General features: G+C 71.2%; 18 protein-coding genes. 13 read left to right on the forward strand and 5 right to left on the reverse strand.

What is annotated here, in order from left to right:
- Positions 1-63: 63 nt before the first annotated feature.
- A complete protein-coding gene (locus LX83_RS04740; protein WP_253767432.1) occupies positions 64-885 on the reverse strand; it encodes an AfsR/SARP family transcriptional regulator in 822 nt (273 codons plus the stop codon).
- Positions 886-1,331: 446 nt separating this feature from the next.
- Here LX83_RS04740 and LX83_RS04745 point away from each other — a divergent pair, with 446 nt between their 5' ends.
- The 4 genes from LX83_RS04745 to LX83_RS04760 are packed head-to-tail and all read left to right on the forward strand — an operon-like array spanning position 1,332 to position 4,237.
- On the forward strand, positions 1,332-1,811 hold the full coding sequence (locus LX83_RS04745) for a MaoC family dehydratase N-terminal domain-containing protein (RefSeq protein ID WP_253767433.1): 480 nt from the start codon (positions 1,332-1,334) through the stop codon (positions 1,809-1,811).
- Complete coding sequence (locus LX83_RS04750) at positions 1,808-2,239, forward strand: MaoC/PaaZ C-terminal domain-containing protein (RefSeq protein WP_407649485.1); 432 nt, start codon at positions 1,808-1,810, stop codon at positions 2,237-2,239. Before LX83_RS04745 ends, LX83_RS04750 begins: the two co-directional genes overlap by 4 nt.
- 2 nt (positions 2,240-2,241) lie before the next feature.
- Entirely contained in the window at positions 2,242-3,102 is an 861-nt protein-coding gene (locus tag LX83_RS04755; RefSeq protein ID WP_253767435.1) for a thioesterase II family protein, read from the forward strand.
- Position 3,103: 1 nt separating this feature from the next.
- A complete protein-coding gene (locus LX83_RS04760) occupies positions 3,104-4,237 on the forward strand; it encodes a lactonase family protein (protein WP_253767437.1) in 1,134 nt (377 codons plus the stop codon).
- A 63-nt stretch (positions 4,238-4,300) separates the two neighbouring features.
- On the opposite strand, the gene LX83_RS04765 is transcribed toward LX83_RS04760, so the two are convergent.
- Positions 4,301-5,746, reverse strand: coding sequence for an MFS transporter (locus LX83_RS04765; RefSeq protein ID WP_253767439.1), 1,446 nt, complete (start codon positions 5,744-5,746; stop codon positions 4,301-4,303).
- Positions 5,747-5,930: 184 nt separating this feature from the next.
- Positions 5,931-6,599 carry a MerR family transcriptional regulator gene (locus LX83_RS04770; RefSeq protein ID WP_253767441.1) on the reverse strand — a complete coding sequence of 223 codons (669 nt, stop codon included), beginning with the start codon at positions 6,597-6,599 and terminating at the stop codon, positions 5,931-5,933.
- A 178-nt stretch (positions 6,600-6,777) separates the two neighbouring features.
- Here LX83_RS04770 and LX83_RS04775 point away from each other — a divergent pair, with 178 nt between their 5' ends.
- Together LX83_RS04775 and LX83_RS04780 are read left to right on the forward strand one after the other, a co-directional pair.
- Positions 6,778-8,934: an MMPL family transporter gene (locus LX83_RS04775; RefSeq protein ID WP_253767442.1), complete on the forward strand. Its 2,157-nt coding sequence runs from the start codon at positions 6,778-6,780 to the stop codon at positions 8,932-8,934.
- Positions 8,935-9,029: 95 nt separating this feature from the next.
- A complete protein-coding gene (locus LX83_RS04780) occupies positions 9,030-10,058 on the forward strand; it encodes an aldo/keto reductase (protein ID WP_253767444.1) in 1,029 nt (342 codons plus the stop codon).
- 51 nt (positions 10,059-10,109) lie between these two features.
- Here the strand turns inward: LX83_RS04780 and LX83_RS04785 are convergent, their stop codons facing one another.
- Both LX83_RS04785 and LX83_RS04790 read right to left on the reverse strand, forming a co-directional pair.
- The gene (locus LX83_RS04785) at positions 10,110-10,802 is read right to left on the reverse strand and encodes a DJ-1/PfpI family protein (RefSeq protein ID WP_253767446.1); all 693 of its coding nucleotides are present in this window, start codon (positions 10,800-10,802) and stop codon (positions 10,110-10,112) included.
- A 77-nt stretch (positions 10,803-10,879) separates the two neighbouring features.
- A complete protein-coding gene (locus LX83_RS04790; RefSeq protein ID WP_253767448.1) occupies positions 10,880-11,884 on the reverse strand; it encodes a GlxA family transcriptional regulator in 1,005 nt (334 codons plus the stop codon).
- A gap of 278 nt (positions 11,885-12,162) precedes the next feature.
- On the opposite strand from LX83_RS04790, the gene LX83_RS04795 reads away from it, so the two are divergent.
- The 7 genes from LX83_RS04795 to LX83_RS04825 all read left to right on the forward strand — a co-directional run bounded on the left by LX83_RS04795 (position 12,163) and on the right by LX83_RS04825 (position 19,010).
- Positions 12,163-13,635 (forward strand): MFS transporter, encoded by a 1,473-nt coding sequence (locus tag LX83_RS04795; protein WP_253767450.1) that lies wholly within the window; start codon positions 12,163-12,165, stop codon positions 13,633-13,635.
- Between the two features lie 100 nt (positions 13,636-13,735).
- Entirely contained in the window at positions 13,736-14,518 is a 783-nt protein-coding gene (locus LX83_RS04800) for a GNAT family N-acetyltransferase (protein WP_253767452.1), read from the forward strand.
- A complete protein-coding gene (locus LX83_RS04805; RefSeq protein ID WP_253767454.1) occupies positions 14,515-15,426 on the forward strand; it encodes a lysophospholipid acyltransferase family protein in 912 nt (303 codons plus the stop codon). Before LX83_RS04800 ends, LX83_RS04805 begins: the two co-directional genes overlap by 4 nt.
- A gap of 502 nt (positions 15,427-15,928) precedes the next feature.
- On the forward strand, positions 15,929-16,324 hold the full coding sequence (locus LX83_RS04810; protein WP_253767457.1) for a hypothetical protein: 396 nt from the start codon (positions 15,929-15,931) through the stop codon (positions 16,322-16,324).
- Positions 16,325-16,401: 77 nt separating this feature from the next.
- A complete protein-coding gene (locus LX83_RS04815) occupies positions 16,402-17,001 on the forward strand; it encodes a DUF3558 domain-containing protein (RefSeq protein ID WP_253767458.1) in 600 nt (199 codons plus the stop codon).
- A 150-nt stretch (positions 17,002-17,151) separates the two neighbouring features.
- Positions 17,152-17,748: a hypothetical protein gene (locus LX83_RS04820; RefSeq protein ID WP_253767460.1), complete on the forward strand. Its 597-nt coding sequence runs from the start codon at positions 17,152-17,154 to the stop codon at positions 17,746-17,748.
- A 218-nt stretch (positions 17,749-17,966) separates the two neighbouring features.
- On the forward strand, positions 17,967-19,010 hold the full coding sequence (locus tag LX83_RS04825; RefSeq protein WP_253767462.1) for a pectinesterase family protein: 1,044 nt from the start codon (positions 17,967-17,969) through the stop codon (positions 19,008-19,010).
- Positions 19,011-19,070 lie beyond the last annotated feature (60 nt).

Genomic DNA, 19,070 nt, shown 5'->3' on the forward strand with positions numbered 1-19,070 from the left:
CCCGGGACCGCCACCGTCCGCAGTGGACGTCCACTGCGGACACCCGGGGGCGGTGGGTTCGCCTCAGCTGACCGCGCGGGCGTCCACGGGCAGGCCGGCGAGCACCTGGTGCGCCGGCCGGACCTCGGCCGGGGTGCCGGTCAGGATCTCGTGCTGGAGCCGGTGCAGCTCCGGCGAGGGCTCCAGACCCAGTTCCCGGTCCAGCAGGGCGCGCAGGTCCTGGAAGGCGGCCAGCGCCTCGCCCCGCCGGCCGGACCGGTGCAGGGCCCTGATGAGGTGGGCGTGGAACCACTCGTTCAACGGGTGCGCCGCCAGCAGGCCGCGCAGCTCCGCCACCAGCTCGCGGTGCCGGCCCAGCAGCATGTCGGTCTCGATGCGCAGCTCCAGGGCCCTGGTGCGCAGCTCGTTGAGGTGCAGCACGTGCCGGCCCAGCACCCGGCCGGCCGCCACGTTGGCCAGCGCCGGACCGCGCCACAGGCCCAGGGCCTTGCGCAGCAGGTGGCTGGCCTCGGTGACGTGTTCCTGGGCGAGCAGCACCCGGGCCTGGTCGACCAGTCGGGCGAACACCGTGGCGTCGAGCTGGTCGGGCGCGGTGCGCAGCAGGTAGCCGGTGGGCTGGGTGGTCAGCAGCTGCGCCACTGTGGACACCCGGCTTTCCCGGTCCAGCATTTTACGCAGGTGGTACACGTGGGTGCGTACCGTGGTGATCACGGTGCGCGGCGGGTTCTCGTCCCACAGTTCATCCGTCAGGGTGTCCACGTCGACGATCTGGTTGGCGCGGAGTAACAGCAGTGCGAAGACCTTGCGTACTTTCGGCCCCCTGGGCACATAAGCGCCCTGGGGGGTCTGCAACTCAAGGGAACCGAGAACGCTGAACCGGATCATCAAACCCCCAGATGGCATGTTTCCGCGGCACCAGCCCGGTCTTCCGGTCGACGGCAACGGCTACCAGGGCGAATGACCGGGCCCCGCGGTGAAGGTCCCCTTGCCCGGCCAGGAAATGCTAGGAAGCGGTGCTGTGCCCGGCAACCGGGGTGCGCCCTAAGTGAGGGCTAATGTTTCCAAGGAAACACCGCCGGCTCTCCTAAGTTGCACCCGGTTTCCCTTGGGAGAGCGCCGTTCCTGACTAGCATCGAGTGGCGGCGGAGATGTCCGGTCGAGGAATGTCGGGTGACGCGCCACCAGCCTGACCAGCGGCCACGCCGAACAGGCCGCACTATGCCAGAGGTGACCACTGGCGTGTTCGGGACGCCGTCGTCCACCCGAAGACCGACGGCCCCTTCCCGGCACTGCCCGAGCAGACGGCGTGTGGAACGACGAGGAGAGGCGCCATGTCGCTGGACCAGACGTTCCTCGGGCGGGTTTACCCGCCCACGGAACCCTATGCGGTGGGTCGCGAGAAGATCAGGGAGTTCGCCGACGCCATCGGCGATGAGAACCCGGTGTACCGGGACGCCGAGGCGGCCAAGGCACTCGGCCACCCCGACGTGATCGCCCCGCCCACCTTCCTGATGCTGTTGACCCTCAAGGCCGACGGGCAGGTGGTGTTCGACGAGCGGCTCGGCCTGGACTTCTCCCGGGTGGTGCACCGCGGCCAGCGGTTCAGCTACCAGCGCCCGGTCCGCGCCGACGACCTGCTGACGGTGCTGGTGAAGGTCGCCCAGTTGGACACGGTGGACGGCAACGACGTGGTCACCCTGCAGGACGAGATCCGCGGCGCGACCGGCGAACTCGTGTGCACCGCCACCACCACCTTCGTGGCCCGCGCGGACGAGGCGGGCGACGAGCGGACCGCGGGGGGCCGGCCGTGACGGAGCCGGTCAACTACACCGACGTCCAGCCAGGCACCAGGCTGCCCACCCGGGTCTTCACCGTGGGCCGCGCCGACCTGGTCCGCTACGCGGGCGCCTCCCTGGACTTCAACACCATCCACTGGAGTGAGCGCGCCGCCAGGGACGCCGGTCTGCCCAACGTGATCGCGCACGGCGCACTCACCATGGCGCTGGCACTGCGCGCGCTGACCGACTGGGCCGGCGACCCGGCCGCCGTGCGGGACTACCGGGCGCGGTTCAGCAAGCCGGTGGTGGTGCCCGACGACGGTGAGCCGGCGCGGGTCCAGGTCGAGGCGGTGGTGGCGGAGAAACTGGACAGCCCGCGGGTCCGGGTCAGCGTGACCGCGACGTGCGGTGCGGACAAGGTCCTGGTCATGCCGCGCGTGCTCGTCGCGCTGAAGGAGTAGCCATGCCGGCAGCGGCCAGCAACGCCAGCGGGGTGATCCGCCCCCGGCCGGTCCACGCGCCCGCGCTGCGGCTGTTCCTGCTGCACCACGCGGGCGGCTCGCACCGGATCTTCCGCCCGTGGGTCCCGCTGTTCCCCGCCGACTGGGAGGTCTGTCTCGTCGAGGCGCCCGGGCGGGGCCGGATGGCCCGGCTGCCCCCGGCCGAGCGGGTCGAGGACCTGGTCGAGCACCTGCTCACCGAACTGGACCCGTGGCTGGACCGGCCGTTCGCCGTGTTCGGCCACAGCATGGGCGCGCTGGCCGGGCTGGCCCTGACCGCGGCCCTGTGCGAGCAGCGGCGGCCGCCGGTCTGGCTGGGCGTGTCAGCCCACCCGGGGCCGAGGACGCCGGACGGTCCACCCAAACCGCGGCTGCACCGGTTGTCCTCGGTGCGGCTGCGCGCGGTGCTGGCCACCCTGGGCGGCGTGCCCGACAGGGTGCTCGCCGACGACGGCATGTGGTCGCTCGTCGAACCGCTGCTGCGGGCCGACCTGGTGCTCGCCGAAACGTGGCGGCCAGAACCAGCGCCGCTGGTTCCCGTGCCGATGACCGCGTTCTGCGGGCTGGCCGACGTCGCCGTCCCACCCGGGGCGATCGCGGGCTGGGCGCGCTACACCGAGCGCTTCCTGGGCGTCCGCGCGCATCCCGGGGGCCACTTCTACTTCCAGGACAACCACTCCGAGGTGGTTGACCAGATCGTCGCCGACGTGCTGTCGGTGCTCGGCGAGCAGACCGTGCGGTCTGCCCGGCTCAACGACGGCGAGCCAACGGGCTTGCCCGGCAACGTGAGGACGGGAACCCCCGCCGTGGTGAGGAGTGAGTGAGTTGACTGTCAGTCCAGTGACCGAGGGAGCGGCTGCCCAGGTGCGCGGCGCCGAGGAGGTGAACCCCGGGCAGCTCGTGCGGCACGCCTTCGTCGGTGGGTACGCGGGCACCGAAACCCCGTCGCAGGGCGTGAGCTGGGCCGGTGTCGACCCGGACACCGGCGCCCTCACCGTGCTGGGCACCCTGGCCGAGGTGCCCAACCCGTTCCACCTGGCCCTGTCCGAGGACGGGAGCGTGCTCTACGCCGCGAGCAACGTGGTCGAGGGCCGGGTCCACGCGCTCAAGGTGGCCGAGGACGGCTCGCTGAGCCGGCTGGGCAGCGCGGCCAGCCAGGGGTCCGGCACGGTGCACCTGACGGTGCACCCCGACGGCCGGTACCTGCTCGCGGCCAACCACGACTCCGGCACCGTGGTGGTGCACCCGGTCGACGCGGACGGCGGCGTCGGCGAGGTGGTGCACTCGGTGCGCCACCTCGGGGCCGGGCCCGACCCGCTGGCCCAGCAGGGCCCGCACCCGCACATGGTGGTCGTCGACCCCACGGGTGAGCGGGTGCTGGTGCCGGACAAGGGAACCGACTCGGTGCACGTCCACCGGTTCGACCGGGAGAGCGGGGAGCTGACCCCGCACAGCCAGGTCCACATCGGATCCGGCGTCGGCCCGCGCCACCTGGTCTTCCACCCGTCCGGGCGGTTCCTCTACCTGGTGAACGAACTGTCCTCCACGGTCACCGTGTGCGGCTACGACGTGGCCACCGGTGCACTGTGGACACTGGAGTCCACCTCCACCGTGCCGCCGGGCACGGACATGTGGAACGCGGCCTCGGCGATCCGGCTGTCCGCCGACGGCCAGTTCCTCTACGCGGCCAACCGGGGGCACGAGAGCGTGGTGACCTTCGCGGTGGAGGACTCGGGCCGGCGGCTGCGCCGGGTGACCACCCAGCGGGTGACCGAACAGCCGGGTATCAACGCGCTGCCGTGGGATCTGGTGCTGGACCCCACCGACCGGCTGATGTACGTGGTCAACCAGTTGGCCGGAGCGGTGGCCGCGTTCCGGGTGGACCGGGGGACCGGTCTGCTGGAGCGCGTTGGCGAGCCGGTCGCCGTGCCCACCCCGGCCTGCATCGTGCTGCGTTAGCCGCCACCCGACCACCGGGGGTCGCCGGCCGTGCCGCCGGCGGCCCCCGGTGTCGTGTCCTGGTCAGGACGTGGCGTCGCGCGCCGAGGCCACCGGCGCGGCGGGCTCGGCGGGCTGTGCCGCCGGCTGGGCGGGGCGGTGGGGCGTGGGGCGGGCCGGCGTCAGCAGGACGGCCACCGCGGCCAGGGCGAACAGCACCGCCCCGGCCCACAGCGCCACGTCCAGTCCCTCCACAAAGGACCCGTCAGTGGCGTACCCGCCGTTGGCGGCGAACACCGCCGACAGCGAGCCGATGCCGACCACCACGCCCACCTGGCGCATGGCGTTGTTCACCCCGGAGGCCACGCCCTCCTGCTCGGGGGTGACGAAGTCCAGTGCCTGGCGGGCGATCAGCGAGAAGAACACGCCCATGCCCAGCCCGGTCAGCAGCATCGGGGGCACCAGCGCCGGGTAGGACGTGCTGGTGGTGACCACGGCGCTGAACCACAGCAGCGCCAGCCCCTGGGCCGCCGCGCTGGCGGCCAGCAGCGGCCGGGTGCCGACCCGGTTGGCGAACACCGCCGCGAGCGGCGCCACCGCCAGCGGCATCAGCGTCCACGGCAGGGTCCGCGAGCCGGCCATCAGCGGTGAGTAGTCCAGCACGTTCTGCAGGAACTGGGTGAGCAGGAAGACCACCCCGAACAGCGAACCCTGCATCACCAACGCCACCAGGTTGGTGAGGGTGAAACCGCGGCTGCGGAACAGGTGCGGCGGCAGCACCGGGAACGGGTGGCGGCGCTCCCAGGCGAGGAAACCGCCGAGCAGCACCACGCCCCCGGTGATGGCGAGCCAGACCTGCGGGTTGGCCCAGCCCAGCCCGCTGCTGCGGACCAGCCCGTACACGATGCCCAGCAGGCCGGCCGTGACCAGCACGGTGCCGCCGATGTCCAACCGGGAGTGCGGGCCGTGGCTCTCCCGCAGCCGCAGCGCGGCCAGCGGCACCAGGACCACGCCGATGGGCACGTTGATCCAGAAGATCCAGTGCCAGTCGCCGTACTCCACGATGAGCCCGCCGACCAGCGGGCCCAGTGCGATGGCCAGCCCGCTCATCGCGCTCAGCCCGGCGATGGCCCCGCCGCGCCGCCGGGCCGACACCGACCGCACCACCAGGGTCAGGGCCAGCGGGAAGATGACCGAGCCGCCCACGCCCTGCACGGTCCTGGCCACGATGAGCGCACCCACCGAGTTGGCCACGGCCGCGCCGGCCGAGGCGAGGGTGAACAGGCTCAGCCCGGCGATGAACACGGTGCGCCGGCCGAACCGGTCACCGAGGATCGCCGCGGTGAGCAGGAAGACCGCGAAGGTCAGGGTGTAGGCGTTGACCGTCCACTCCAGACTTTCCAGGCTGCTGTCGAAGTCGGCGCGGATCTTGGGCAGCGCGGTGGTGACCACCAGGTTGTCCAGTGATGCCATGAAGGACGCGATACCGGTGATCAGAAAGGTGGGTAAGCCGTTTCCTCGCTCGCTCATGCCCCCTCCAGTCTCTGTGCGGTGATGTGGGTGATCGCCAGATGGCGTGAGCGGAGAACATCGGTGCGTGACAGGCCGACCGGACCGGGGTGGCCCGGTTCGCCTGGGGTGTGGGTGTGCTCGCCCCGCCGTCCGACCGGTTCGGTCAGGACCGCGGGGGACGTTCAGGAACGGTCAGGAGCGGTCAGGGGCCGTCCGGGCCGCTGACACGGTCCGGCTGGGGCGAACCGTCCAGGAAGCGGGTGGCCGACTCGTGTTCCTGGGCGAGCCGGCGCAGCGTGATCATCAGCGAGTCGCCGAGCACGGTGCCGACGATCGCGCGTTCCACCATGACGTCAGAGGTCGTGTCCTGGCTGATCCAGTCGATTTCCGCGGTGGCCAGGGTGGCCGCGGCGGCCGCGTAGTCGTCGAGCAGGTCGATGAAGTCGTCGTGGCCCAGGGACCGCAGCGTGGCCAGCAGTTCGACCAGGGCCTGCCGGCTGGTGCTGTGCTCCTTGATGGCCCAGCCGTGCCGGTCGAACAGGTCGGCCACCTCGCGGCGGGCGGACTCCCTGGACTCGTCGTCGGTGCCGGCGCGCGAGGTGATCACCGCGCGCTGGGCGCGGCCCAGCATGCTGTGCACCGGCAGGCCCGGTGAGTCGATGGCGGCCAGCACGTCCTTGGCCGCCGCGATGGACAACTCGCCGACGTCCACCAGTGCGCGCACCAGCTTGAGCCGGTGCACGTGCCGGTCGTCGTAGGACGCCTGGTTGGGGCTGGACAGCTCGCCGGGCGGGAGAAGGCCCTCGCGCAGGTAGTACTTGATCGTCGGCACCGGTACCCCGGTGCGGCGACTCAGTTCTCCGATGCGCATGTCCCTCCCGTCGTCGGCCACAAGTTAACACTTGCCGCACACCTCCTCGGGTATGGATAGGATAACTATCCGACAGTGGATCGTGCTGCTATCTATTCAACCCCAGGGATGAGGGATCATGTTCGCCTCCATAGGCCGACTGACCGCCCGGCACCGATGGTGGGTCGTAGTCGCTACGTTGCTCTTCGTTGTCCTTGGCGGAGCCTGGGGCGCCGGCGCGTTCGGCGCCTTCACCGGCGGTGCCGGCTTCGATGATCCCGGCGCGGAGTCCACCCACGCCGACCACCTGGTCGACGGCCCGCTCGGCCGCCACGTCACCGACGCGGTGGTGCTCTACGAGAGCGACACGAGCACCGTTGACGACCCGGCCTTCGCCGACGCCGTGCAGCAGGCGGTGGCCAAGGTCCCCGGCGACGGGATCGCCCGGATCGAGTCCTACTGGTCGACCGGGGACGCCGCCTTCATCTCCACCGACCGACACGCCACCTACGTCGGCATCCAGTTCACCTCGGGCGACGACTACGAACGCGTCGAGGCCCTCAACGAGATCAAGGACGAGCTGACCGCGCCGGGGCTGACCGTGCGGTTCGGCGGTCTCACCGCCATGACCCAGCAGGTGAACGCCCAGGTCAGCCAGGACATCCTGCTGGCAGAGGTGATCTCGCTGCCGATCCTGGTGCTGCTGCTGATCGTGATCTTCCGCAGCGCGGTGGCCGCGGCGCTGCCCCTGGTCGTCGGCATCGTGGTCGCCGTCGGTTCGCTGGCCGTGCTGCGGGTGGTCGGCTACTTCACCGACCTGTCCACCTTCTCCGTGCAGGTGGTCACCATCCTGGGCCTGGGGCTGGCGATCGACTACGCCCTGTTCATGGTCAACCGGTTCCGCGAGGAGTTGGGGCGCGGGCTGACGGTGGACGCGGCGATCCAGCGCACGATGGCCACGGCCGGGCGCACCGTGGCCTTCTCCGGACTGACCGTGGCCGTGTCCCTGGCGTGTCTGATCGTGTTCCCGTCGCGGTTCCTGCTGTCCATGGGCTACGCCGGCGTGGCGACCGTGCTGTTCGCGGTGATCAGCTCGCTGGTGCTGCTGCCCGCCCTGCTCCGCTTCGCCGGGCGCCGGGTCAACTCGCTGCGCATCCCGCTGCCCAGGCTGCCCCGCACCGCGCTGGTGGCCGCCGACGAGACCAAGGGCCGCTGGTACCGCACCGCCCACGCGGTGATGCGCCGGCCGGTGGCCAGCACCGTGGGCATCGTCGTGGTGCTGGTGGCCCTCGGCGTGCCGTTCCTCGGCGTGAACTGGGCGCGGCCCGGTGACTGGGTGCTGCCGGTCGAGGCGGACGCGCGGGTGGTCACCAACATCATGAGCACCGACTTCGTGGCCGACCCGGCCAAGAAGGTCACCGTGGTGGTGGAGATGCCCGGCCCGGCCGACACCGCCCAGGCCCAGACGCGGCTGGCCGAGTACGCGCAGCGGCTGGACGCGGTGGCCGGCGTCAACGGCGCCGAGGTCACCGGCACGTACCAGAACCAGGCCAGGCTCACCCTCGGCTACGCCATGGACCCGCAGTCCCGCGAGGCCAGGACCATGGTGGAGGACCTGCGCGCCCAGGCGCCGCCGCCGGACTCACGCGCCTCGGTCACCGGCATGCCAGCGTCCCGGGTGGACATCGTCAACATGGTGACCGAGCGGCTGCCCTGGATGGCGGTGTTCGTGGCGGTGGTCTCGTTCGTGGTGCTGTTCCTGGCGTTCGGGTCGGTGACGCTGCCGCTCAAGTCGGTGTTGATGAACCTGCTCTCGCTGTCCGCGTCGTTCGGCGCGATCAAGCTGATCTTCCAGGACGGCTACCTGTCCGGTCTGCTCGACTTCGTGCCGGTCGGCGCGGTGGACGTGGACTTCCCGATCCTCATCGTGGCGATCGCGTTCGGCCTGTCCATGGACTACGAGGTGTTCCTGCTGTCCCGGGTGCGCGAGCAGTGGGTGGCCAGCGGCGACGTGGTGGAGTCGGTGGCACTGGGCACGCAGCGCACCGCCAAGATCATCACCAGCGCGGCGCTGCTGCTGGTCGTGGTGGTCGGCGGGTTCCTGACCTCGGGCATCACCTTCATGAAGATGGTCGGCGTCGGTCTGGTCATCGCCATCCTGGTGGACGCGACCATCGTGCGCGGCCTGCTGGTCCCGGCGACCATGCGGCTGATGGGCAAGTGGGCGTGGTGGTCCCCGGCGCCGCTGGCCCGCTGGTGGAGCCGGCACGGCATGCCCGAGCCGCCGCACGACCCCACGTCGACGCGTCGCGGCGCGCAGCCGCACGACCCGGCACTGGAATCGGCCAACGCCTGAGCCGCGCCACCGCGGTCGCTCCCACAGGACGACCGCACCGAGCACCGATCACCGACCAACCGACCACCGACCACCGACCACAGAGGATGGACACAATGGACTACCGAGTACTCGGCCGGACCGGCGTGCGGGTCAGCCCGCTGTGCCTGGGCGCCATGATGTTCGGCTGGTGGGGCGAGCAGTCCTACGAGGAGTCGGCCAAGATCATCGGTCGGGCGCTGGACGCCGGCATCAACTTCATCGACACCGCGGACGTGTACTCGCACGGCCAGTCCGAGGAGTTCGTCGGCCGGGCCCTGGCCGAGGCCGGCGTGCGGGACCGGGTCGTGCTGGCCACCAAGGCCAACGGAGTCATGGGCGAGGACGTGAACCAGCGGGGCAACTCGCGCCGGTGGATCATCCAGGAAGTGGAGAACAGCCTGCGCCGACTGGGCACCGACTGGATCGACCTCTACCAGATCCACCGGCCCGACCCCAGCACCGACATCGAGGAGACCCTGGGCGCGCTGACCGACCTGGTGCGGTCGGGCAAGGTCCGCTACATCGGCAGCTCCACGTTCCCGGCCTCGCAGATCGTGCAGGCGCAGTGGGCGGCGGAGCGCCGCGGCCTGGAGCGCTTCGTCTGCGAGCAGCCGCCGTACTCGATCCTGGTGCGCGGGATCGAGTCCGAGGTGCTGCCCGTGGCCCAGCAGTACGGCATGGGGGTGCTCACCTGGAGCCCGCTGGCCGGGGGCTGGCTCTCCGGCCGCTACCGCAGGGACCAGGACGTGCCGCAGAGCCGGCGCTCGGTGATGCTGCCGCTGCGCTACGACATGTCGCTGGAGAGCAACCAGCGCAAGCTGGACGCCGCCGACCGGTTGGCCGCGTTGGCCGACGAGGCCGGCATCTCCCTGGTCGAACTGGCGCTGGCGTTCGTGCTGCGCCACCCCGGGGTCACCTCGGCGATCATCGGGCCGCGCACCATGGACCACCTGGAGTCCCAGTTGACCGCAGTGGACGTGCGGCTCGACCAGGACGTGCTCGACCGGATCGACCAGATCGTGCCGCCGGGCACCACGTTCAACCCGCACGACTCCGGCTGGATCTCCCCGGCGTTGCAGGACGCCAGCCTGCGTCGCCGCTGATCGGGTGGGTGGTGGGTGGGGAACCGGCACGCCGAGGCCCCACCCACACCGCTACCGGCTCGTGGCCGGCCACACCGCCGGGGCGCCGCCCACCGGCCGTGCCCGGCGCGTCCGGTCCGCCGCCTCGGTGCGGGCCAGCTCCCGCACCCGCTCGGTCGCCGTGCTGGGGTGGCCGGCGGTGAACGGCGGCTGCGGGTCGTACTCGATGTAGAGCTGGATGATCTCGGCCCGCTCCCGGCCCCAGACCTCACCGACCAGCCACAGCGCCAGGTCGATGCCGGCGGACACGCCCGCGGCCGTGGCGATCCGACCGGTGTGCACGATCCGCTTGTCCGGCTGCGGCAGCGCGCCCAGCTCCGCCAGGGTGGACTGCACCATCCAGTGCGTGGTGGCGGGCTGCCCGGCGAGTATGCCGGCGGCGGCCAGGATCAGCGAGCCGGAGCACACCGACGTGGTCCACCTGCTCGTCCGGTGCACCTGGCGCAGCCATGCGATGAGGTCGCTGTCGCGCATGGCCGGTTCGGTGCCGGTCTCGCCGCCGGGCACCAGCACGATGTCGGGCGCCGGTGTGTCGGCGAACGAGTGGGTCGCGCCGAGCACGAGCACCTCGTCATCGGTGACCACCGGGCCGGGGGCGTGGCTGACCAGGCGCATCTCCACGCCGGGCGCGAATCCGAGCACCTGGTAGGGGCCGATCGCGTCCAGCGCGGTCATGCCCGGGTACAGCACGACGGCGATCTGCACGGGGGTGTTCCTCTCTGTCGGGGTCGAACGGGGTACCTGGGGCGGGTGGTGTCGTGCCGAGGGGCGGGGCTGGTGGCTCAGGCGGAGCGCGGCTCGGCCCAGGGGTGCAGCGGTGTGCTGCGGAAGCGCTCGCGGTAGTCACCGGGCCCGATGCCGAGGGTGCGCAGGAAGGCGCGGCGCATGGTCTCGCAGCTGCCGAAGCCCACCCGCCGCGCGATCGTGTCCGCCGGGGCGGCGCTGCCCTCCAGCAGTTCGCGCGCGGCCTCGACCCGCATGCGCTCCACGAGCTGGGCCGGGGTGGTGCCGGTCTGGTCGAGGAACAGCCGGGTGAGGTGCCGGTCGGACAGCCCGGCGCGGCGCGCCAGCACCGGCACCCGGTGGTCGCCCGCCGGGTCGGCGGCGATGGCGTCCAGCAGCGGCCGCAGCGGCGACCCGGCCGCCACCGGCAGCGCCAGCCGCTGGGAGAACTGCGACTGCCCGCCGGGGCGTTGCAGGAACAGCACCAACCAGCGGGCCACCTGCCTGGCGATCTCACTGCCGTGGTCGGCCTCGACCAGGGCCAGGGCCAGGTCCATGCCGGCGGTGGCACCGGCCGAGGTGAACACGTTGCCGTCGCGGACGAAGATCCGGTCCGGCTCCACCCGCACGTTCGGGTGGCGGCGGGCCAGCGTGTCGCACACCGCCCAGTGCGTGGTGGCCCGGCGACCGTCCAACAGGCCCGCCGAGGCCAGGACCAGCGCGCCGCTGCACACCGAGCAGACCCGCCTGGCCCGGCCCGCCAGCCGGCGCACGCCCTCGGTGAGTTCGACCGACCCGGCCGCGCCCGCGTAGCCGAGCCCACCGGCCACCACCAGGGTGTCAACGGGTTCGCGCAGGTCGGCGAGGGTGGTGTCGGTGGCCAGGCGCAGCCCGGAGTCGGTGCGCACCTCGGCACCGGCCACCGAGGCCAGCAGCACCCGGTAGCCGGCGGTCGCGCCGATGAGCCGGCTGGCCACCGCGAACACCTCGGCCGGTCCGACCACGTCGAGCGTTTGCACGTCCGGGTAGACGACCAGGGTGACCAGTCGGGGCGAGCGAGCCATGCACCCAGCCTTGGTCACCACGGGTGATGTCGGCAAGGACAGGCACCCCTCGCATTCGGACACGCCACCTCGGCGGGTCGCGCCGAGCTGTCCCCGCGTGGCCAGGACGCTGGGACCGGACGACCTGACGCGGCGCCACCCGGCCTAGGCAATTGCCACCCCACCGGGGATCAAGCTGCTCTAAAGTTTGCATGACACAAACAAAATGATCCGACGCGGTCGCTGGTCAACGTCAGCCCGTCGAACCTGTCGCGATCACATAGCGTTGTAGGAGAACAATGGCCTTCGACCAGGTCAATGCGCCGACAACAGCCGCGCTCGCGGCACCGGCGTTCCCAGGTCGCACCCGCTGGCTCGTCGTCGTCCTCGCCTTCGCCGGCCTGGGATCCTCACTGGTGCAGAGCCTCGTCATCCCGCTGTTACCGATCCTGCCCGCAAAACTGAACGCCACCTCGTCCGCGGTGTCCTGGATGGTCACCGCCACCCTCATCGCCGGCGCGATCGCCACCCCGCTGTTCGGTCGCCTCGGCGACCAGTTCGGCAAGCGCCGCATGCTGCTGGTGGCGCTGGCCGCACTGGTCGCCGGCTCGGCCCTGTGCGGCGTCTCCACCAGCCTTCCCGTGCTCATCGCCGGCCGGGCCCTGCAGGGCGTGGCCATGGCCGCGATTCCCCTGGGCATCAGCATCATCGGCACGGAACTGCCCCGCGACCGACGCGGTGGCGGCATCGCCCTGATCAGCGCCACCCTCGGGGTCGGCGGTGCGGTCGGCCTGCCCCTGTCCGGCCTGATCGCCGAGCAGTGGGACTTCCACGTGCTGTTCTGGCTGTGCGCGGTGGTCGCCCTGCTGGCGCTGACCGCGGTGTGGTTCGTGGTGCCCGAGTCCGGCACGGGTTCCCCCGGCCGGGTGGACGTGCCCGGCGCGGTCCTGCTCGCCGTCGTGCTCACCGCACTGCTGCTGCCGCTGGCCCAGGGCAACAAGTGGGGCTGGACCAACCCGCTGACACTGGGCCTGCTGGGCCTGGCCGTGCTCGGCGCCCTGGTGTTCGTCCGCTACGAACTGAACCACCGGGACCCGCTGGTCAACGTCAGGGCCAGCCGTTCCCGCCCGGTCCTGCTCACCAACCTCGCCTCGGTGCTGGTCGGCTTCGCCATGTTCACCGGTTTCCTGGTCACGGTCAGTTTCGTCCAGGCCCCGGTGGCGACCGGCTACGGCTTTGGCGCGTCCCTGGTGGCCGCCGGCATGACCCAGCTGCCCGGCGGGCTGCTGATGGCGGTGATGTCCCCGGTGTCGGCCCGGCTGACCGCGGCACGCGGCCCCAAGACCTCGCTGATCGCCGGAGCGGCCGTGATCGCCAGCGGCTACCTGCTGCTGGAGGTCGCCCACGGCCAGCTGTGGCAGGTGATGATCTGCTCCACCATCACCAGCGGCGGGGTGGCCCTGGCCTACGCCGCGATGCCGTCGCTGATCCTGGACGCCACCCCGGCCAGGGACGCCGCCGCGGCCAACGGGCTGAACACCCTCTCCCGCAGCATCGGCACGTCGCTGGCCAGCGCGATCAGCAGCAGCCTGCTCGCCACCTTCACGATCAGCCTCGGCGGCCAGGTGCTGCCCTCGGCGGCGGCCTTCAACCTGATGTTCGTCCTCGGGGCGCTGGCGGCGCTGCTCGCGATCCTGGTCATCGCCTTCGTCCCGGTCACCACCGGCCGCGCGCCCGCCGGCGAGGCGGCCCTGGACACGGCGAGCGCCTGACCTGGCGCAAGCCGGGTGACCCGGTCGTTCACGGAGTGTCCACCGAGGTGTCATCGGCGACGCTCTCGGTAGTTCCTACCCGCCCGGTAGACCTAGGACCATGACGCGGTCCCAGGTACTCGTCAGCACCGACCGAGCAGCCACCGGTACCGGCGGTGACGCCGGGCGATACACCCTGCGCGTTGTTCAGGACGGCGAGGAAGTCCTTGCCGCGCAACGGCTTCGCCACCAGGTGTTCGCCGAGGAGATGGGCGCGACGCTGCGTTCCCCGGTACCCGGACACGACGTGGACGAGTTCGACCGGCACTGCGACCACATCCTGGTCTGTGACGACACCACCGGCGCGGTGGTGGGCACCTACCGCATGCTGCCGCCCACCGGAGCGGCCGCGGCGGGCATGCTGTACTCGGACACCGAGTTCGACCTCGGCGCGCTCACCGGACTGCGCGGCTCGCTGGTGGAGACCGGCCGGTCGTGCGTGCACCCGGGGCACCGCAACGGAGCGGTGGTCGGCCTGGTGTGGGCGGGCATCGCCCGCTACATGCTGCTGTCCGGCCACCGCTACCTGGCTGGCTGCGCGTCGGTGCCGCTGACCGACGGCGGCGCACTGGCCGCCGCGGTGTGGGACGTGGTGCGGCACAAGCACTACGCGCCCGAGGAGCTGCGCGTCCGTCCACTTCGGCCGTGGGAGTGCGACGACGTGCCACGGCCGGCCAGGACCGCGGTGCCGCCGTTGCTCAAGGGCTACCTGCGCCTGGGGGCCGTGGTCTGCGGACCGCCCGCGTTCGACCCGGACTTCCAGGTCGCGGATTTCTTCGTGCTGCTGGACATGCGCCAGGTCGACGAGCGCTACCTGACGTTCTTCCTGGGGGAGCGGCGATGAGCGTCCGGGTGCACCCGTGGTCGCCGGTGTCCCCGTGCGGACCGAGCTGCCTCGACCACGCCAGCGTCCCCACCGTGGCCCGGCCCCGCCAGCTGATCCGTCTGATGTGGACATTCGCCGTCCTGGTGCTGCTGTTGCTGGCGACACCGGCGATGACCCTGCTCGGCGGCCAGGCGGCCGCGCGGGTCCTGCGGCGCCTGCTGGGCCTGCTGCTGCGGGCACTGGGCGTGCGCCTGCTCGTGCGCGGGGCGGACGAGTTGGCCGAGGCGGCCCGCGCCGGCCGCGGCGCACTCGTGGTCACCAACCACATCTCCTGGCTGGACAGCCTGGCGGTCAACGCGGTGCGGCCGATGCCCTCGGTGGCCAAGAAGGAGATCGCCAGCTGGCCCGTGCTCGGCCGGCTGGTCGCCCGGTCCGGCGGCATCTTCCTGGACCGCCACCGGCTGTCCCAGTTGCCCGCCACCGTGGCGCGGCTGACCCGCGCACTGCGGGACGGCGCCATGGTCAACGTCACCCCCGAGGGCACCACCTGGTGCGGCCTGGCCTCGGGCCGGTTCCGGCCGGCCACCTTCCAGGCCGCCATCGACGGCGGCGTGCCGGTGCGCCCCATCGCCCTGCGCTACCGGCTGGCCGACGGCCGGGACACCACCAGCGCGGCCTTCCTGCACCAGGAAAGCCTGCTGACCTCGATCCGCCGGGTGGCCAGCGTGCGCGGGCTGGTGCTGGAGCTGTGGGTGTGCCCGGAGATCGCCCCCGGCCGCGCCGCCCACCGCCGCGAGTTGGCCCACCTGGCGGAGACCGCCATCCACACCACCCTGACGGCGGCCCGCACCCTGACCCGCACCGCGACCACCCCGCCCACCCGGTCGGCTTCCGGCCACGTCACAGCGGCAGCGGCGGCACGCTGAGGACGACGTCCTGACCGCGGGGCTGGCACGGTGCACCCGGCCGCGAAATTCTTCGTCCCCTGGAATTCAGCCGGTCGTTTGTGGTCTGATGGACGAGACCGCTCGATGCCTGGGTTTTCCCGGCGCCGCGTTGGTTTGCGCCGCCTTGGGTTACGCTGGGTTGGTTTACGCTGGGTTGGCTTGCACTCGGTGCACGACTCATCCTACCGGTGTTTTCGGGTAACCCACTGGGGTTGTCCTCGCTCGAAGCTGGCCGGAGTCGTGCTCATGGGGAATGCCAAGCCGCTACAGTGCGCCGTCATGACCGCAGCCGTTCCCGATCTTCCGCTCTTAGCTATTCCATAACGGCGAGAATCACTGGCGTGCGGCACGAGCGGTTCTGTTTATCTGTTAACGGATTCTCGTGTTCTCACACATTCCGGGAAAACCGGTGAAGCGCGCCCAGGATGCTGCTACGTTCGGAAAATCCACTGAATCAGGGGTTAGGTGGACGGGGGCTTTCATGGGTGAGCTGCATGGGCCGGCGGAGCGACCCTGGGGCAGGTTCGACCAGCCCGCACCGGAAGTCAGCCCGTGGCGCGCCGGCAAGATCACCGTCAACAAGGACAACGTTCTCCAGGTCGCCCGGATTTTCGCGGACGAGAGCGACCAGTTGTACCAAAGGATCGAGCGGCGAGCCGAGCAGATGCGCAGCGAGCCCGCCTGGGGTGATCCGGTGAGCGAGGACATGGCCGAGGTCCTCAACGAGCTGCTCATCGACGCGCCGGACTCCTACACCGCCAGAGCGCGCCAGTACGCGGAGAACCTCCGCCTGACGGCCGACGAACTCGTGGCGGTGGCGAGGAGCTACGGCTTCACCGACGAGGAGATCGAGCGGGCGTTGGGGGGCAGGGCCTAGGCGCCGGACCGGCGAGACCGTCCACCGAGAACAAGGGAGTTTTGTTGATCTCCATGTCCGGTCGTCAACGTGTCGTGGTGGGTGCGGCAGCCGGTGCGCTCGCCGGGATTGTTCTCGTCTCCTGCACGTCGGTTGTGGTGGGCTCGCCAACGCCCGCGCCGGCGACAACCTCGTCCTCGGCCAACCCGCCGGGCGGCGGCAACGGGGAACAGGGCCTGCCGGCACGACCCCGGGAGTTGAGGGTCGACGGCGTCGACCCCTGTGCCTTGTTGACCCCGGACCAGCAGCGGGAACTCGGCACGGACCGGCAGCCGAGCCTGGCTGATGAGCCCGACCGGCTGGGCAACTACGCGTGCGACTACAACCGCGTTTTCGGTGCGGCCGGCTACGGCTACTCCGTCATACCCGTGCCGCAGCAGGGAGCGGACACGTGGCTGACGGGGAAGTACAACGTCGTGGTGAAGGTTGTGCGGGTGGGGGAGTTCGGCGCGGTGGAGACCCGGTTGCCCGGTGACCACGACCTGGCCTGCAACGTGGTGGTGGACGTCGCCGAGGGACAGAGCCTCGACGTGCAGTTCACCCTCATCACGGCAGGAGCGATGACCCTGGACCAGTTGTGCGCCAATGCCAAGAAGGGCGCGGAGTTCGCTGTGGAGACGCTGAAGACGTTGCGGTGATCCCCTCCCGTTCCAGTTGGCGTTCCCGTTGCCCGACCCCACACGTTGGCCCGGACAGAGCGAGGGGGATCATGCCGGAAACGCCCACAAGTTGGCGCGCCAGGACATACCCTTGCCAATCCGGCAGGATCGCGGGCGGAGGAGCTGGGCGTGGCGAACAACCGGGCCGAGGGCGGCAAGGGGCGAATTCTTGAGCACGGACACTTCTGGATCACCGCGGTCACCGGACTGATCCTGGCCGTTGGCACGTTCTTCGCCGGTAGGTCCAGCACGTCCGACCAGACGGGGACCACCACCACGGCCACGGTGACCGCCACCGTGACGGAGACGGTCACCAACTCGGCCGGCGGGGTGACCGCGGCGAGTGGTCAGGCGGCGCAGTCAGGACAGGTCACACCCGCCGAGGGTGAGCCGGGGGTACGTCTCGCCGGCGAGGTGACCTTCGGCAGGCTCAACCTCGACTTCCGGGAACCACGTCCGGTGGCGGGCAAGAGCATCACGCGGCTGGGTGACGACTGGCTCTACAGCGAAGGTGGTTTCGCGCTCGCCGAGTGGCAGCAGTCCGACTCGGTGCCGGGCAAGGAGCAGTGCGCGGCCGAGACGGCCGCACGCGGCTCGGGAGCGGTGGACGGACTGGTCACGGGGAGCCTGGTGTGCGGTACGACGCCGGAGGGCCGGGTGTTCCGGCTTGAGGTGCTCGGCCTCGGCGAGAACATCCGGACCAGGGCGGTGGTGTGGGAGAAGTGAGTCGCTCGGCCAGGCGACTCGCGCCGGTGGAACGCGGGGTGCCACAGCCGTTGTGCTGATGGCTACAGTGGGATAGCGCTTACCGTCCCGTCCGCTGCGCGGTGCCGCCGGCGGCGGTCGGTGGTGGTGGTGGTGGTGGAACGAACTTTCCTGTCCTGGGCGCGCGCCAGACGCCCGATTCGAGTGGTCGCGCGTTGACGTGGAAGGGAAGGTCGATGATGACCCCGACAGTGACCAGGCAGCGCCCGTGGTGGGTGGCGGCGGCTGCCGCCGTGGCCGCGCTGGTTCCGACAGCTGGCAGTGCGGTGGCGGCGCCGCCCTCGGTGGCGGCCACCATCGTGGTGGCGGCGGACGGCAGCGGCAACTACCGGACGGTGCAGGCCGCCGTGGATTCGGTGCCGAGCAACAACACCGCGGCGGTGACGATCTCGATCAAGAAGGGGACCTACACCGGGCTGGTGCGGGTGCCGGCGAACAAGCCCCACATCACCTTCGCCGGTGCCACCGGCACCGCCTCGGACGTGGTGCTCTCCGAGAGTCGGCCGGCCAGCCAGTACGGCACGGACGGCAGTGCCACGGTGTTGATCGCCGCGCCCGACACGGCCGTGCGGGACCTGACCATCCGCAACGCCTACGACGAGGCGGCCAACGGTGCGTCCCAGGCGCTGGCGCTGTACGCCAACGGCGACCGGCAGACCTACACCAACGTCCGCTTCCTCGGCAACCAGGACACGCTGCTGACCTGGACGGGGAGCAGTGGCAAGGTGATGCGGCAGTACTTCTACCGCTGCTACGTGGAGGGTGACGTCGACTTCATCTACGGCTCGGGCACGGCCGTGTTCGACAACAGCCAGATCCACTCGCTGAGCCGGGGGAGCACGTCCAACAACGGCTACATCACGGCGGCCAGCACCTACACCAACAACCCGTACGGGTTGCTGTTCGTGAACTCCACGTTCACCAGCAACGCCGCGGCCGGCACGGTGTACCTGGGCCGGCCGTGGCACCCGAGCGGTGACGTGAACGCGGTGGCGCAGGTGCTGATCCGCAACTCCACGCTGGGCGCGCACATCAGGACCAGTCAGCCGTGGACCGACATGAGCGGGTTCTCCTGGAAGGACGCCCGGTTCAGCGAGTACCAGAACACCGGGCCGGGTGCCACGGTCAACAGCAACCGGCCCCAGCTGAGCAGCGGCCAGGCCGCCAGCTACCTGGCGCGCGACTACCTCGCCGGGTCGGACGGCTGGAACCCGGTCCGGTGACCGGTTCGTTCCAGTGTGGACGAAGGGCGGGAGTCCCCCGGCGCCCGGGCGGCGCGCCGG

Origin of the sequence: Goodfellowiella coeruleoviolacea (assembly GCF_024171785.1) — a bacterium.
Classification (GTDB): Bacteria; Actinomycetota; Actinomycetes; order Mycobacteriales; family Pseudonocardiaceae; genus Goodfellowiella; species Goodfellowiella coeruleoviolacea.